The following is a 15903-nucleotide window of genomic DNA, read 5'->3' as shown; positions in this document are numbered from 1 at the left end:
TGGTTCTAAAGTAGCGAAGGAACGTCTAGAACTCGAAAACGCCGTGCAAGTTAGCTGAGTTCTCTGGGCTGGCGATGGTCATCGGGGTGGAAAGCCTTGGGGGGGATCCCTAAACCGTCATGGTTTGGGGATTCTTTGAAGATCGAGGCGTACCTAATTTGAGCGATCGTTGACCCCGGATTTCTGTAGTTTTCCAAGCACATCTTGAACATGCATGGTTGCTCGTTATTTTGCCAAGTATTAGCACGGCGGTACTGAGCCATCGCTGACAACTTTGAAGGTCTTGGGCCTTGTCGCAAAGTGATCGACTGCGCATTTTGTGCAATAGCACCAAGGCAGATCGCCGACACATTAGTCGGGAAGAGTCACCTGTTTTAGACTCATTACTATGAGCTTGTGGAATCCCCAATTAAACACCCCCCTTTCATATCTGTGGGAGGAGCCCAGCGGGGATCCGGGCACCGATCTGGATCGTGGCATCTCGTTGCTGCGTGAAGTCCAGGCGGGCTCGCGGGGGCCATTGCTCAGGTTCTATCGCCCCGATCCAACTCTTGCCTTCGGCCAACGCGATGTCCGGCTCCCAGGATTTGAAGCAGCGAGTCGAGCAGCTGTTGAGAATGGGTTTGCCCCGTTGGTTCGCAAAGCCGGCGGCAGGGCTGCCGCATATCACCGCGGAACGTTGATCGTTGACCATATCGAGCCGCAATCTGAAGCGGTCATGGGGCATCAGGCTCGTTTCGAGATTTTTGCCAAATTGTATGCAGATGCTTTTCGCCGTGTGGGCGTTCAGGCTGAGGTCGGTCCAATTCCCGGAGAATATTGCCCAGGCGACCACTCCGTACACGGGGTTCCCACTGCAGCCTCGGCGATTACTCATCCGGTAAAACTTGTTGGTACAGCACAGCGTGTGATTTCCGGGGCGTGGCTGTTTTCCAGCGTCTTCGTTGTCGAAAATTCCATACCATTGCGCAAGGTCCTAGATGACGTGTACCAGGCCATGGAAGTACCTATGGAGCCAGCTACCGTTGGCGCCGGCGACGATCTAGTCCCAGGATTGAACACCGAGTCATTCATTGATGCGCTGCTCGAGGAATACCAACAGCATATTCAGATTTCAGGCATCCCTGTTCGCTGAAACCAATAAATGCCTGCCCCATCACGATGGGCCAGGCATTTATTGTGAGGGGTTCTATGCGTTGACGCGTTCCACGACTTCCTCAATGCGAGGGTTGGTCGCTGCGCTGCCATCAGGGAAGATCAAAGTTGGAACAGTCTGGTTTCCATTATTGAACGACTCGACGATTTCTGCGGTGCCGTCAACTTCTTCGATATTGACCTCGGTGTATGCCACACCTTTCTGATCCATCAGGCGCTTGAGGTTGCGGCAGTATCCGCACCAGCTGGTGGTGAACATGGTGACCCCGCCGGCAGCAGGAACATACTTTTCAAGGTTTAGCTCAGTACTCATACCTCATATAACCACGCGACCTGTAGCTTTGTTCCCATACCGGTGACAATGAGACGCTGATTTCTATTGACCGGCGGGCTACACTGGTACAAAATTCCCACCGAGGTTCAAGGGGCAAGAGTATGTGCGGACGCTACGTGATGGCTAAGGCCATCGGCGACCTGGTGGCCGAGGCGGAGGCCGAAGCCGATGCAAACCTCGAGCTACGCCAATCATGGAATGTCGCCCCGACCACCGATGTTCCCATCGTCCTCGAACGGCTCATCGACGGCCAACTGCACCGTCAGGTACACGTGGCCCGCTGGGGTCTGGTGCCGGGCTGGGCCAAAGATCTATCGGTGGGGGTGCGCGCATTCAATGCCCGCAGCGAAACAGCCGCCGGGAAGCCGACATTCCGTTCAGCAGTGAAGAAGCGGCGTGCGGCGGTGCCGGTGGAGGGCTATTACGAGTGGAAGAAGGAAGGCAGCAAGAAGCGTCCGTTCTTCGTTCACCGTGAGGACGGGAAGCTCATCTTCTTTGCAGGCCTGTATGAATGGTGGAAAGACGAGGACGGCAGCTGGATCCTGTCCACCTCGATTATGACCATGGACTCTCCGACGCCTGAAGAGCCTGGTGTGCTGGGCGAACTCGCCGGCCTACACGACAGGCTCCCCATCCCGCTGGATCATGACACCATGGCACGCTGGCTCGATCCAGAAAATGAGGATGCGCCGGAGCTGATTGAACAAATTCGTGCAGAAGCCTTTGACGTTGCCTCAACCTGGAGCATGTATGAGGTGGATCCGGCCGTCGGCAACGTCCGCAATAACGGGCCCGAACTCCTCGAGCAGCATCAGTCGTTATTCTGATCTGCTGCGCGCTCCTTCAACTCCCACTTCAGTCCGGTGCTAAAGCCTAATGCCCCTAAGCCCAACCCGGTCAGCATTTTGCCGGCTATCAACGCGAAGGTTGTCGGCGGATACGGAGTGATGCTTGCCTTGGTGAGCGGGGCATAGGCAAACCAGCCGAAGGTGCGCTCCTGGGTGAGATCCCAGACCGTCAGCGCTATGCCGCCGACCAGAAACAGGACGCCTAGGACCAGTCCTGTGATAAAGATGGCCCGCGCCTGGGTAACCTGCTGGATTTTCTTACCGAGGATGAGCCCCAAGCTCATGCAGAGCGCGGCGAACCCCAGTCCCAGTAGAACCTCACCAACGATCTGCATCGTCGAGGGCCCCAAATAGAAGGTCTCGTTCTCCAGCGGTTCATAGGAGCCGCTGTAAAAGATGAACTCGGTCTTGCTGTCGATCCAGAGCAGTATCGCCCCTGCAATGATGAACAAGGCACTGAATAACCCTGCAAGCCGCAGGGCAAGGGGGCGTTGAGCTGAATCTGACATGGGAACATTCTGTCATAACCGCTGCTTAAAATATGTGTGCCGGGAGAACCTGAAGATTCTCCCGGCGCACATCAGCCACGGCGCTTAGTGTCCGCGCGCGATCCACTCCTGCAGATGAGGTGCCTCGGCACCGATGCTGGTGGAGTCTCCATGCCCGGTGTTCACCACAGTCTGAGCAGGCAGCGTCAGCAGCTTCGACTGAATCGAATCGATGATCGTGTCAAAACTGGAATAGCTGCGTCCTGTGGCTCCCGGTCCGCCGTTGAACAGGGTGTCCCCGCTGAACAGCACACCGAGGTCCTCCGCATAGAAGCAGGTAGATCCCGGGGAGTGCCCTGGGGTATGCAACGCGGTGAAGCTTGTGCCTGCCACGGTGAAGCTGTCGCCCTCATGGATTTCCGCGTCGATCTCCCGCTCCGGGTACACGGCGTCCCACAGCATCTGGTCTTCGGGGTTCAGGAACAGCGGTGCGTCGACCTCGTCGGAGAACTGTGCAGCAGCCCGAATGTGATCGTCGTGCCCGTGCGTGAGCAGAACTGCCATCACTTCGCGCTCGCCGATCGCCTCGCGGATTTTGGCGACGTCGTGGGCGGGATCGATGACCATCACTTCGTTCTCGTCGCCGATGATCCAGACATTGTTATCCACCTCCCAGGTGCCGCCGTCGAGGCTAAACGTTCCAGAGGTGACGACGTTCTCTACGCGTGCGCTCATGCGACCTCAACCACCGAACGCAGCACGGTGCCTTCATGCATCTTGTCGAAGGCTTCCTCGATTTGGTCGAGCTTGATGCGTTCGGTGACGAAGGCATCAAGATCCAGTCGGCCCAGCTTGTACTGGGAAACAAGCATAGGGAAGTCACGGCTTGGCAGGCAGTCGCCGTACCAGGAGCTCTTGAGCGAGCCGCCGCGGCCGAAGACATCCAGCAGCGGCAGTTCCAGGGTCATTTCCGGGGTCGGTACGCCGACCAGCACGACGCGTCCTGCTAGGTCGCGTGCGTAGAAGGCCTGCTTGTAGGTTTCAGGGCGGCCCACGGCGTCGATGACGACGTCTGCGCCGAAGCCTCCGGTCAGCTCCTGGATCGCTGCCACCGGGTCGACCTCAGCGGAGTTCACGGTGTGGGTGGCGCCCAGAGACTTTGCCTTTTCCAGCTTGGCCGGGTTCAGGTCTACGGCGATGATGGTGGTGGCCCCGGCCAGCTGTGCCCCGGCGATCGCCGCTGCACCCACGCCGCCGCAGCCGATCACTGCTACCGATTCGCCACGCTGAATCTCACCGGTATTCATCGCGGCGCCGATGCCTGCCATGATGCCGCAGCCCAGCAGGCCCACGGCCGCCGCGTCGGCGTCTTCGTCGACCTTGGTGCACTGGCCTGCTGCCACCAGGGTCTTCTCCGCAAAGGACCCGATGCCCAGCGCAGGGGAGAGCTCGGTGCCGTCCTCGAGCGTCATCTTCTGGGTGGCGTTGGCGGTATTGAAGCAGTACTGCGGCTGGCCCTTTTCGCAGGCGCGGCACTGGCCGCAGACTGCACGCCAGTTGAGGATGACGCGGTCGCCGACCTTGACGTTGGTGACGTTTTCGCCGATCTGGCTGACTACCGCGGTGGATTCATGGCCCAATAGGTATGGGTAATCGTTGCCGATGCCGCCCAGCTTGTAATGCAGGTCGGTATGGCAGACGCCGCAGGTCAGTACGTCGACGACGACTTCTCCCGGGCCTGGATCGGGCACAATGATGTCGACGAGCTCGACGTCTGCATTCTTGGCGCGTGCAATAACTGCTTTTACCTTATGAGGCATCTGGTTCGTGTCCCCTTGCTGAAATATATGAGTTGTAGGTCACCTCGATGCTATCGGGGAAGACCGTCGGAATCTAGCCTACGCGCCTCATGAACTTTCATGTGACTACCCGGGATAAGGCTCGGGGCAGCACCCTTTCGGCTTCAGATGCCCCGGCGCTTCTCTTCTCGAATGATTTCAAGCCCCTGGCGGTATGTAGTGACAGTGAAATCAGGGAACCGGGAAGCGAACTTTGACGAGTCGAAAATGTTGTCGGCCGCGTACCGGGGCAATAGCTCGTGCAGCTCACGCACCTGAGGCAAGAAGAGTCCTGCAGCCTGCAGCGCCCAGCGTGGCAGGATGACAGGTTTCGACTTGTGGCCGAATACCTGATCGGCCAGCTGGGTGAATTGTTGGTAGGTCAGGCGGTGCTGATCTATCGGCAGGTGCCAGGTCTGCCCGTAGGCATCGTCGGTATTGGCCAGTGCAGCAAGGGCACGGCTGGCATCCGGCGTCCAGATCAAGGAGCGCAGATACCGATCGGCGACGGGGATGCGCGGATTCTTGCCATGGGCAATGTTGTCGATGATCAAGGTGTTCGTGAAGCTCTGGGTGCGCCCAGGCCCATAGAATTCAGGCGCCCTGGCGATGAGCACCGGAATGTCTCCGCGTTGCATTTCATCGAGAACCATCTGCGCCATCTGGGCGCGAACCTTTCCCTTGCGACCCACCGGGGCAAATGCAGTCTCTTCCGTTTGCACCTGCTGGTCCTGCGGGTACATATAGGTGTTGTCGAAATAGGCGAATTTTGCTCCGGTCGCGCGGGCTGCGTCGAGCGCGTTGCGCAGCATCAACGGAAACTGCTGCTCCCATAGCTTTGTGTCGGCTGGCAGTCCGGCAGTGAAGTATACGACTTCGCTGCCGCGCATGGCCGCTGTGGTCTGCCCCGCGTCCAGGAGGTTGGCAGCGTGCAGTTGATCTAAATCGTTGACCCGGTGTGGATTTCGGCTGACTAAGCGCAGATCGTGCGTCATTGTGCGCTGCAGTTCTTTAGCCAGTTCAACGGCAATCTGCCCACTGCTTCCCAAAATTGTCTGCATTGTCGCTCCATAATTCGCGGTCGGAAGTTCAATGTTTACGGTGTTTACTTTGAGGTTATGTCAAAAAGTAAGCACCGTCAACATCGTTGTGTAGACTGCTGGTGAATGCATATGGGTTCTTATTGAAGGAGTGATCGAGTGACCGCGCAATCAAAGCCTGCGGGCTATCACCATGGCGACCTACGTACAGCGCTGGTGGGTGCCGCCACGGAACTGATCGAAAGCGGTGAATCCTTCTCGCTGCGCGCGGTTGCCCGCAAGGTGGGAGTCTCGGCCGCCGCGCCCTATCGACATTTCAAGGACCGCGAACAGCTTGAATCTGCGATTGCCGCTTCCGGGTTTGAGGTTTTATTGAGTCAGTTGAAACTGCATGGTTCAACAGGGGATTCTTCGCCAGACATCCCCGGGCTGGCCGTGGTTTACGTAAGGTACGCTCTGGATCACCCGGCCGTTTTTCGGCTGATGTTCGGGCAGGGATGCGCTGACGCCAACGACGATCGCGTCATTGCGGCAAAAAATCTTCAAGCATTCTTGGAAACTGCCGTGGGGCAGGCATTTCCAAATGCGAAGGATGAGGCCTTGCCTACCGCACTATGGAGTCTTGCTCACGGCTTGGCATTCCTCCACCTTGACGGAAAATTACCATCTTTAACATCGTCCGAGGTTGATCGGCGGGTGCGCCAGGCCTTCGGTGCAGTTTTGACAGGCGGGCAATCCGAATATGCCGCAAAGCAGGCAAGGAGACTAGATTAATGACAAGCGTACTAATGGTTCTTTCCGGGGCTCATTACTGGACTTTGAGCGACCGAACGCAACACCCGACAGGCTTTTGGGCCGAGGAATTTCTGGTTCCCTATGAAATGTTCAAGGATCAGGGCTATGACGTCTCTCTTGCAACTCCGGGCGCTGCGCCACCTACTGTTGACGAACTCAGCCTCGGCATAGCTGGCGGACTGCCTAAGAAGACGCGGAGGTACCGGGCTAAGCTTAGCGAGCTGGAACCGGTGCTTGCGAAGCCGCTGGACCTGCACTTGGTTGACATCCTTGAATACGACTTGGTCTTCTTTCCCGGGGGGTCATGGTCCCATGGAGGATCTTGCGATAGATGAAGTCGCCGGGCTAAAGCTTAATGCGCGCTTGGAATCTGGGAAGCTTTTGGCATTGCTATGCCATGCTCCAGCCGCCCTGCTGGCGACGGTAGACGAACAGGGAAGGTCGCCGTTCGCAACACGAAAACTCACGGCGCTTTCGAATCGAGAAGAATTGTTGAATTCGTTTGCGCGGAAAGCCCCTTGGCTCCTAGAGGATCGGCTGAAGGAACTTGGTGCAAGCTACAGCAAGGGACTCATCCCATTGCGCCCCCATGTTGTCGTTGATGGAAATCTTTATACCGGACAGAACCCCCAGTCATCGGCGAAGCTAGCCGAAGCATTAATTGCCAAGATTGCCGAGTAGGGATTCGGTTCTTCTCAGCGGCGCGAAGACAGCCACTATTGTCTTCGCGCCGCTCTTGATTGTGAGCGCTTTTGAATAGTGGTACCCCTCGGCCTCGGTATAGGGGTGAATATGGTGCAAAACCAAACTGTCTGTCGCGATGACTAGTGTAACTGTCATTCGAACATAGGTTCGAATACAATGGTTTTGCGATCAAGGAGTTCACCCATGGGCATGTTTACCGAGTCGGTCGAAGTGACCCGCGCCGCCAATGGAATGCCACTGCGCGTGAAGTGGCTGGGGCGGGAGTATCGACTCGTGGCCGAGCCCGAATGTTGGTTTGAGCGTCGAAAATGGTGGGATGAAAACCTGAGAATTCCGCGGGGAATCGGCGCTGGAATGGCTGACTATGAGATGTGGCGGCTGCAGCTAGCCCCGGCTCGCGGGCAGGGCGATCCGCAAAGTGTGGACCTGAGTTTTGATCCGCAAACCGAGCGCTGGCGGCTAATCCGAGTTCATGTGGACCTGCCGCGCAGCGCCTAGGCGCGGAGGAATATTCGAACCCGCGGGGCCGCATAATGAAAGGTGAAAACGAACATATATTCGAAAATCTGCTATGAGTTTTACCCACCTGAACGTTTCCTCATCATTTAGCGCCCACTACGGCGTCTCGCACCCTGCGCTGCTGGTAGCGGCGGCCAAAGCGCAGGGTGCCACGATGCTTGCGCTCACCGACAGGGACGGACTGTATGGTTCGGTCAAACATGTGGCGGCCTGCATCGACGAAGACATCACCCCAATCCTCGGTGTCAACCTTGCGGTATTGGATGACCATGGGCAAACCACCGGGAGGATTATCCTGCTGGCCCGAGGGCACTGCAGGGGGGCAGGGTATGCAGCGCTCTGTCGAAGCATCAGCCTGGCCCATCAGGCTGCCCGAGGAAAAATTGGATTGACCCCACGGCAAATCGCCCACAGGGCGGCTGATGGGAACCTTGTGGTGCTCATTGGCGGGGAGTCGGATGTGGCGCGGGCTGTCGGCCAGGGGCGCTATGCCCAGGCCCGAGCGCTGATGGCCAACTGGAAGCACCATATTGGCCGGATGCTTCGGGTCGAAATCACCACGCATCTTTCGGCGGCAGGCTCCCGCTACAGCCTTGGCGAAGCAGGAAAAATGCTACGCTACGCCGACGAACTGGGAATCCGCGCGGTACTGAGCAACGCCGTACGCTACGTCGACCCCGATGGTGCGGTCACCGCCGACCTGCTCGACTCCGCCCGGGCCCTGCACCGGCTCAAAGACCTGCACTCCTTCCAACCCAACGGCCAAGGATGGCTTAAATCTCCGCAGGAAATGCACCAGCTTGCCGCCGCGATCGCCCGCGCCACCGAACGTTCATGGAAGCAGCGGCTGCTGAGGGAAACCGAAGCCACCGCACGCTTTGCCGCACTCGACCCGGCCTCCGATCTGGGCTGGAAACAGCCGGTCATCCCCGAAGCCTCAGTATTAGGCCTGCACCGGCCAGCCATGCAGGAGCTGACGGAGCGCGTCTACAGCGCGGTACCCAGACTGCTGCCACATGAAGACCAAAGCCTTGTTGAAAAACAGCTCGAACTGGAATTGCGCATCATCAACCGACTGGACTTCGCTGGCTACTTCCTCACCGTGGCGGAAACCGTCAAGATCATCACCGATATGGGGGTGCGCGTCGCCGCCAGAGGCTCCGGAGCCTCATCGCTGGTCAACCACCTGCTGGGCATCAGCCAGGTCAACCCGCTGCAGCACGACCTGGTCTTCGAACGCTTCCTCTCCGAAACCCGCACCACCCTGCCGGATATCGACATCGACGTGGAATCGGCTAGACGCCACGAAATTTACCGCAAAATCTTCAGCAGCTTCGGTGAAGAACGCGTGAGCCTGATGAGCATGCAGAACGCCTATCGTGCCCGCGGAGCGGTCCGCGACGCTGGAACAGCGCTGGGGATAGAAGAAGACCAGGTGGATGAGATTGCCAAACAACTTTGGCGCTTCTCTGCCTCATCCTTCCGAGAAGCACTCACCCAGAAGCCCGAACTCGCCGAACTTGCCGCACGCATCACCGACGACTCCCAACTGGACATCCTCATCGACGCCACCGAGCGCCTCGACAGGCTGCCGCGGCATATTTCCATGCACCCCTGCGGCGTGATCCTCTCCGATGCCACACTGCTGAACCGCACCCCGGTCCAGTCCTCGGGCATCGCCCTGCCCATGAGCCAATTCGACAAACACGACATGGACTACATGGGACTGATCAAGCTCGACGTGCTCGGCGTGCGTATGCAATCGGCCATCGCCTACAGCCTGGAAGAGATCGCCCGCATCCACGGCGACAAGCAAACCGTGGCCCGCGCGGGAGGACACCAAGAGGACGGCTACATCAACGAGGACGGCACCATTGAACTGGCCAAGGTGCCGCTGGACGATGAACCGACCTTCACACTGATCCGCTCCACCCACACCCTGGGCTGCTTCCAAATCGAATCCCCGGGACAGCGCGAGCTGGTAGGCAAGTTGGCTCCCCGCGAATTCAACGACCTCATCATCGACATCTCGCTCTTCCGCCCCGGCCCGATGCAGTCAAATATGGTCAAGCCCTACCTGGAACACCGCCACGGCTTCGCCCCCGCCCAGTACCTGCACAAAAACTTCATCCCTGCGCTCGCCGAAACCCACGGAGTCACCGTCTTCCACGAACAGGTACTGAGGATCATCCACGCCCTCACCGGCTGCGGGCTGGGAATGGCAGATGTCTACCGCAGATATCTGGGCAACCCGGAGAAAGAGCCGATCGTCGAAAACATCATCCGCACCGAAGCCAGCAAAAGGGGATACCCGCCAGAAGTCATCGACAAAACCTGGGAGGTGCTCGCAGGCTTCGGCTCCTTCGGATTCTGCAAGGCCCACGGAGCAGCCTTCGCCGTACCCACCTACCACTCCGCATGGCTCAAGGCCCACCACCCCGAGGCCTTCCTCGCCGGCATCTGGGAACACGACCCCGGCATGTACCCCAAGCGGCTGCTGGTCTCCGAAGCCCGCCGCATGGGTGTTCCCGTCCTCCCATTGGATATCAACCGCTCCACCGGACACTACCGAGTCGAACGCATCTTCGAATACGTTCAACCGGCGGCACCGGTAGTGCCACGCGCCCCGGGAACCCAACGCCCGGGACGCTACGGAATCCGCCTAGCCTTCCGCGACATCCACCAAATGAGCGAACGCGAGATCGAACGCCTTGTCGCCGGCCAACCCTACGAATCCCTCGCCGACATCCGCGACCGCGCAGGCCTATCCCGCCGCACCTACCAAAACCTCGCAGCCCTCGGCGTCTTCGACTCCCTGCTCACCGGAACTTCAAGGGCAGACACCATCGCCCACACCCAATCCATGGCCCGCACCACCCTGCCCGCCAAATACCGTCCGGGTCCCGGGCAACTGACCTTTGACCTCGGCCAGATCGAACACATCAAAAACACCGGAACCGAACTGGAACCAGCAGAAGTAGTCCGCACCGAGCTGGACCTCATGCACCTAGACGTCAGCGAACACCTGATCACCTCCTACCGAAAGCTCCTAGGCCACCTGCCCATCACCCAGGCCATTGAGCTGCTGCACCTGCGCTCCGGCACCGAGGTACTGGTCGCCGGCGTGCGCGTCGCCACCCAAACCCCACCCATGCGCGGCGGTAAACGCGTCGTCTTCATCTCCATCGACGACGGTACGGGATGCATCGACGCCACCTTCTTCGACGACACCCAGCAGCGCACCGGACCGCTGCTCTTCTCCACCCGTATGCTGCTCATCCATGGCGTCACCCGCCGCACCGGCCCACGCGGCATCTCGCTGCAGGCGCTGAACGCCTGGGACCTGCACCAACCAGAAACCCTGCCGCAAGCCGGCTACCTGGACAATGCCGCCCGCCCGCGAGCCAACTACCGGCCGAAACTAGGCAACGCAGTCCCCGGCGGAGAAAGCGTCGGAGAACTCGCCCAACGCATGAACGCAGAAGGGCTCGACCAGCGCGGAGCCTGACCTAGGATGAGCCTCATGGGCACAGAGCAACATAAGACACCTGCATGCATACGTACCGACCTACCTCTGCGGCTCAACCCAGCGCTCGTCAAGGCACTGGCCAACAAAACACTCGGCCTGCCCAGAACGGAAGTCCGCCTAGCAAACTCTTCACCCAAATGGGAACAGGCCTTCACCGAAGTACAAAGAGTCCTACTGGGGAACAAACCGTTGGGCGTGCAAGCCATTGAACATATCGGCTCTACCGCGGTACCGGGATTGAGCGCCAAACCCATCCTGGACATCATCATCGGAACCGTCCCCGAAGCAGGCAGCGACGAACTACATCGCTGGCTGCTGGGCCACGGATTCATCTACAGGGGAGAAGCGGACGCCATACGCCCCGATACGATATACGGCTTCGAAATCGAAGCAAACAACAGGCTCATCAACGCCCACGTCATCACCTACGGGCAGACCGAATGGGCGCACTACCTCAACTTCAGAAACTACCTGCGAAGAACCCCACAAGACCGAGAAGCCTACCAACGGCTCAAAGAACAACTAGCCGCCACCCATGCACACGATCGAATCTCCTACCTCGAAGGAAAAACCGAATTCATCACCCAGCACCGTAAAGCACAGAGCCGATAGACCCATCCCAGCCCGTAGAATCCACTATCAACAACGAGAGGAAGAAATCCGTGCCAACATACGACGAACAACTCTTTCTCGCCTGCATCCAAAACAACCCAATCAATCAACAGATCCTCCAACTAGCGCCACAACTTGAAGTATCCGATTGGTGGCTAACAGCAGGAGCGCTATTTCAAACTGTATGGAATGTACTTGACGGCAGAGACCCGCAAGCAGGAATCCGAGACTACGACCTTTTCTACTTCGACAACGACACATCCTACGAAGCCGAAGACGCAGTCATTCTCCGCGCCAAAGAACTCTTCAATGACATCGATGCGGAAGTCGAAGTCCGCAACGAAGCACGCGTCCACCTCTGGTACGAACAACACTTCGGAGTGTCAGCAGCCCCATTTACCAGCACCACGGACGCAATCGACCACTTTGCCATCAAGACTTGCTGCTTTGCCGTCACCTCCGATAAAGACGGAAACCTGACTACCTACGCCCCCTACGGATACGAGGATCTATTCACCCGCAAGATCATCCCGAACCCGGTTCTGGCTACCCGCGAAGTATACGAAGCAAAAACCGCGCGGTGGTTAACCGAATGGCCCTCACTATCAATAGAACCCTGGCCAACTAACGGAACACCATAAAAGAGCAGACACCCCACTAGAGGCACCACACCAAAAAACATTGCTACCTTGGCACCATGGCCAAAGTTCTACTCACCGGCATGTCCGGAACAGGCAAGAGCACAGTCCTCAACGAACTCAACACCAGAGGTCATCAAACCCTCGACACCGACTACGGAGCGTGGACCCTGCCCAACGGACTATGGGACGAACCACGCATGACAGAACTCCTAGCAAAAAACCAACAACTCATCATCAGCGGAACGGTAGAAAACCAGGGGCAATTCTACGACCGCTTCGACCACATAATCCTGCTCAGCGCACCACTACGAGTACTCCTACAGCGCGTCAGTGAACGAACAAACAACCACTACGGCAAAACCAGCGAACAACAATCACAAATCGCCGCCCATAAGCAAAGCATTGAACCAATCCTCAGGCGGGGCGCAACACTCGAACTCGACTCACGACGAACAATTACAGAGCTCGCCAACGCCATCGAGAAGCTGCTCGATAGATAACACCGAACAACCCTGCACTACTCACACCGAAGAAACATGACCGTCTGCATCAATCACAAATGACGGATTATGCACAAAGTCCCAACGGAACCCATCAGGGTCGGCCACACACGCACTCATCCCACCCCAGGGCTGTACCGTCGGCGCAGAAATTGACGTAGCTCCCGCATCCAGCGCTCGCCGGTAGTGGTGTTCGACTTCTTCGTCGGAATGCACATTGTGTCCCAGCGACAGCGGGGGAGCCTTGTCGCTGTGGCCGATGTTTCCGTATTCGGTAGGCATTTGCTCGACATCCCAGAGCGCCAGCATCAATCCGTGTCCGGCACGGACGAACGCAATCTCCGGGTGGGCTGGCTGGACCAGCTCGAATCCGAGACCCTCGGTGTAGAACCTGGTTGCAACACCGACATCACGCACGCCGAGGGTGATCGCGCTGATGGTCGGCGGGGCCGACTTGTTCATGTTTCCAGCCTAGGAGTTGGCAATGGCTAAAGCCATACATCGATGGGAATAAGCGGTGACGCCCAGAAAGGCACGCCGCTTTCCTCCAGGGAGAGACGCAGATCCAAGCAGGTGGAAGCCTACAGGTAGATCCACTGCTCGTTGCGCAGCTTCGAGTGCTGGTTTTCGCGTTGGGCGCGAAATGTGTCGGTGGGGCCGTAGTGCTCATGGTGGCGTCGTTCTGCGGTGCTGAACGTTCGCGGCGACGATGAATGTCCTATCCCCGCGCGCTGTTGAATTTTTGAATTCTTGAACATTGTCTCTTCTCCTTTGCTGTTGGAAGTCGACACCTGCAGGAGCGAAGCTTCCGTCGAAAATGCAGATTCTTGGAGCTGTAGTGAGTCTTCCACCCAGCGATCCGGGTGGGGGATGCCGCGAACATGCGGTGAGAGCCATGCAGCGAGGGCTGAAACGGCGACCAGAGATCCGAAGAACAGGAGAGTCTGCCCCATCCCCACCCATTGGAGTCCGAAGCCGGTCAGCAGCGGCGCCAGCGGCATCGCAGCCAACGCCATGAAGGTGATCAGTGAATTAGCGCGCCCCGCCAACTCTTGAGGGATGACGGCCATGAAGTAGCCGCCAACGCCTGCATTCAGCGCTGGAACGCTGAAGTAGGCAAGGAACAACATGATGCCCAGCCAGTACAAGTTGGTATTGAGGCTCATGAGCACCATGGCGGTACCCAGGATTGACAGGCAGGTGCACGTCAGCGGCCCGGTGCGGAACTTGCCCATAACCGGTGTGGCGATGAGTGAGCCGGCCAGCATCCCCAACCCCATGAATGTTGAGACCAGGCCGATGACCCACGGTGCTTCTGCGCGCTGCTGCAGTCCATAGGTCAATGCGGTCATCAAGCCGTTGGTGCCGACATTGATCAGCGTGATCAGGATCAGCAGACTGCGCAGCTGGGGGCGGGAGAAGCACCACTTCATGCCGGCACGGACACCGTGCTTTACAGGCTGCGTGATGCCCGCCCTTACACCATCGCGACGTTCCTGGGTAGCGCGTTCAGCCGCCCGCAGCGGCGTGCCCAGGGCGAAGCCGGTCAGCGCTGCGAGCAGTTGCAAGGCGCTGATCAGCAGCAACGCGCAGCTTGCACCGAGACCGAGCAGGACACCTGCCAAGGGAGCGGAGCCGAGCATCAGCACCGAATCGCGCCCCTGATTTGCGGCCATGGCCCGACCCAATTGTTTGGGATGGACGATGTCCTTCAGCGCTGCATTTGTGGTTGATCCAAAGAAGCCGCTGCGAAGTTCCATGAGTACATGTGCAACGCATAGCAGCGTTGCAGTTAGCGACCCGGTGGCGCTTGCCAGGGCTAGGGTCGCGGTGAAGAGCGCCCCGCACAGACCCCCGATGAGCATCAAGCGGGCTCGATCGGTCCGATCCACTACCGCGCCGCCGATCAGCGTGACGCTGGCCCTGGCAACCAACCCCAGGGTCGCCAGTAAACCAGCCTGGGCCGGCGACCCAGTCACAGCGAGCAGGATCAATGGCAGCGTGAAGCTGTACATGGCCCCCGCCATGAGGGCCGAAGAATCTGCAATCCACCAGGTGCGGTAATACCGCTGATGCCTCAATGCAGGCAAGCGTGGTTCGTCTGCCTGATGCTCCAGTGCTGGGTTCGTGGTCATGGAACAACCATAAACGCGCAAATAAAGTTGCGCAATAGAACTTGCGCAACTTTATTTGAGTAATTGTTATGCTGTTTCCATGAGCAAAGCCAAGCCCAATGTCACGCTGACAACGCCAATGCTTAAGGCGATGGCCAATCCGCTGCGTCGGCAGATTTTTGATGCCCTGGGAGCCATGGGCACCGGCCGCGCCGCGGACCTGGGGGAGCTGCTTGGGGTTGCCCCCAACAAGATCAGCTTCCACCTGCGCGAACTTGCCAAGGCTGAAATGATTGAAGAGGCCCCGGAGTTGGCAAGGGACAAGCGTGACCGTGTCTGGCGGCCCGCGGCTACCACCTACACCACCGGCCAACCAGCCGAACGCACCGAAGATAAATCGCCCTCCGCCATCAATGCCTACCTTGGGCAGGTCATCCACGATGAGCAGCGGAGGCTGGAGGCGACCCTGGCCCACGCGCAGCAGTGGTATGCGCAGGGAAACGCCGCCATCGATCTGGCACAGTTGAGCACCAGCAACCTGATGCTCACCGAGGATGAGCGCCAGGAGCTGCAGCGTCGCTTCGATGCGATCGTCCCCGCCTTCCGTGAAGACCAAAAAGCAGGGAAGATTCCCACCTCCCAGCCCATCTCTCAGCGCAAGCTGTGGCACTACTCGGGCCTGCTCTCCGCCGATGAGTTGTTGAACGGGTCACACCCGGGTGATCAATCCGCCTAAAACCCTAAGTGAACACGGCACAAGGGCGGGTGCTGAACTAAACTGGATT

18 protein-coding genes are annotated in these 15903 nt (G+C 58.5%); 11 read left to right on the top strand and 7 right to left on the bottom strand.

The genetic code is table 11. The features are described from left to right. The first annotated feature begins 388 nt into the window (after positions 1–388). Positions 389–1135: a lipoyl protein ligase domain-containing protein gene (locus RUH64_RS11210; protein ID WP_313813416.1), complete on the top strand. Its 747-nt coding sequence runs from the start codon at positions 389–391 to the stop codon at positions 1133–1135. A 54-nt stretch (positions 1136–1189) separates the two neighbouring features. Here RUH64_RS11210 and RUH64_RS11205 read toward each other — a convergent pair whose 3' ends face one another. Beyond that, positions 1190–1468 (bottom strand): mycoredoxin, encoded by a 279-nt coding sequence (locus RUH64_RS11205; RefSeq protein WP_313813415.1) that lies wholly within the window; start codon positions 1466–1468, stop codon positions 1190–1192. Positions 1469–1590: 122 nt separating this feature from the next. On the opposite strand from RUH64_RS11205, the gene RUH64_RS11200 reads away from it, so the two are divergent. Continuing rightward, positions 1591–2316, top strand: a complete 726-nt coding sequence (locus RUH64_RS11200) for an SOS response-associated peptidase (protein ID WP_313813413.1) — start codon at positions 1591–1593, stop codon at positions 2314–2316. On the opposite strand, the gene RUH64_RS11195 is transcribed toward RUH64_RS11200, so the two are convergent. The 4 genes from RUH64_RS11195 to RUH64_RS11180 form a co-directional block, all read right to left on the bottom strand. Continuing rightward, entirely contained in the window at positions 2301–2846 is a 546-nt protein-coding gene (locus RUH64_RS11195) for a hypothetical protein (protein WP_313813412.1), read from the bottom strand. The genes RUH64_RS11200 and RUH64_RS11195 overlap by 16 nt on opposite strands. 84 nt (positions 2847–2930) lie before the next feature. Further along, the gene (locus RUH64_RS11190; protein ID WP_313813411.1) at positions 2931–3560 is read right to left on the bottom strand and encodes an MBL fold metallo-hydrolase; all 630 of its coding nucleotides are present in this window, start codon (positions 3558–3560) and stop codon (positions 2931–2933) included. Continuing rightward, positions 3557–4645: an S-(hydroxymethyl)mycothiol dehydrogenase gene (locus RUH64_RS11185; protein WP_313813409.1), complete on the bottom strand. Its 1089-nt coding sequence runs from the start codon at positions 4643–4645 to the stop codon at positions 3557–3559. The genes RUH64_RS11190 and RUH64_RS11185 overlap by 4 nt, the downstream gene beginning before the upstream one ends. 143 nt (positions 4646–4788) lie before the next feature. Then, positions 4789–5724 (bottom strand): NAD-dependent epimerase/dehydratase family protein, encoded by a 936-nt coding sequence (locus RUH64_RS11180; protein WP_313813408.1) that lies wholly within the window; start codon positions 5722–5724, stop codon positions 4789–4791. 138 nt (positions 5725–5862) lie between these two features. On the opposite strand from RUH64_RS11180, the gene RUH64_RS11175 reads away from it, so the two are divergent. From RUH64_RS11175 to RUH64_RS11140, 8 genes are all read left to right on the top strand, one after another. Beyond that, a complete protein-coding gene (locus RUH64_RS11175) occupies positions 5863–6477 on the top strand; it encodes a TetR/AcrR family transcriptional regulator (protein ID WP_313813407.1) in 615 nt (204 codons plus the stop codon). Continuing rightward, the gene (locus RUH64_RS11170) at positions 6477–6833 is read left to right on the top strand and encodes a type 1 glutamine amidotransferase domain-containing protein (protein ID WP_313813406.1); all 357 of its coding nucleotides are present in this window, start codon (positions 6477–6479) and stop codon (positions 6831–6833) included. The genes RUH64_RS11175 and RUH64_RS11170 overlap by 1 nt, the downstream gene beginning before the upstream one ends. Continuing rightward, positions 6811–7179, top strand: a complete 369-nt coding sequence (locus RUH64_RS11165; RefSeq protein WP_313813405.1) for a hypothetical protein — start codon at positions 6811–6813, stop codon at positions 7177–7179. The genes RUH64_RS11170 and RUH64_RS11165 overlap by 23 nt, the downstream gene beginning before the upstream one ends. Positions 7180–7386: 207 nt before the next feature. Next, complete coding sequence (locus RUH64_RS11160) at positions 7387–7701, top strand: DUF6504 family protein (RefSeq protein ID WP_313813404.1); 315 nt, start codon at positions 7387–7389, stop codon at positions 7699–7701. 73 nt (positions 7702–7774) lie between these two features. After that, entirely contained in the window at positions 7775–11230 is a 3456-nt protein-coding gene (locus tag RUH64_RS11155; protein WP_313813402.1) for a DNA polymerase III subunit alpha, read from the top strand. A 15-nt stretch (positions 11231–11245) separates the two neighbouring features. Beyond that, positions 11246–11863, top strand: a complete 618-nt coding sequence (locus tag RUH64_RS11150; protein ID WP_313813398.1) for a GrpB family protein — start codon at positions 11246–11248, stop codon at positions 11861–11863. Between the two features lie 50 nt (positions 11864–11913). Further along, positions 11914–12504: a nucleotidyltransferase family protein gene (locus tag RUH64_RS11145; protein WP_313813396.1), complete on the top strand. Its 591-nt coding sequence runs from the start codon at positions 11914–11916 to the stop codon at positions 12502–12504. 56 nt (positions 12505–12560) lie between these two features. Then, positions 12561–13004: an AAA family ATPase gene (locus RUH64_RS11140; protein ID WP_313813394.1), complete on the top strand. Its 444-nt coding sequence runs from the start codon at positions 12561–12563 to the stop codon at positions 13002–13004. Positions 13005–13025: 21 nt separating this feature from the next. On the opposite strand, the gene RUH64_RS11135 is transcribed toward RUH64_RS11140, so the two are convergent. Then, positions 13026–13466: a VOC family protein gene (locus tag RUH64_RS11135; RefSeq protein ID WP_313813393.1), complete on the bottom strand. Its 441-nt coding sequence runs from the start codon at positions 13464–13466 to the stop codon at positions 13026–13028. A 119-nt stretch (positions 13467–13585) separates the two neighbouring features. Then, a complete protein-coding gene (locus tag RUH64_RS11130; protein ID WP_313813392.1) occupies positions 13586–15139 on the bottom strand; it encodes an MFS transporter in 1554 nt (517 codons plus the stop codon). A 79-nt stretch (positions 15140–15218) separates the two neighbouring features. On the opposite strand from RUH64_RS11130, the gene RUH64_RS11125 reads away from it, so the two are divergent. Continuing rightward, on the top strand, positions 15219–15854 hold the full coding sequence (locus tag RUH64_RS11125; RefSeq protein ID WP_313813391.1) for a helix-turn-helix domain-containing protein: 636 nt from the start codon (positions 15219–15221) through the stop codon (positions 15852–15854). The last annotated feature ends 49 nt before the right edge of the window (positions 15855–15903 follow it).

This window comes from Glutamicibacter sp. (assembly GCF_032154645.1).
In the GTDB taxonomy this organism is placed as follows: Bacteria; Actinomycetota; Actinomycetes; order Actinomycetales; family Micrococcaceae; genus Glutamicibacter.
This window is presented reverse-complemented; position numbering and strand designations above follow the sequence as displayed.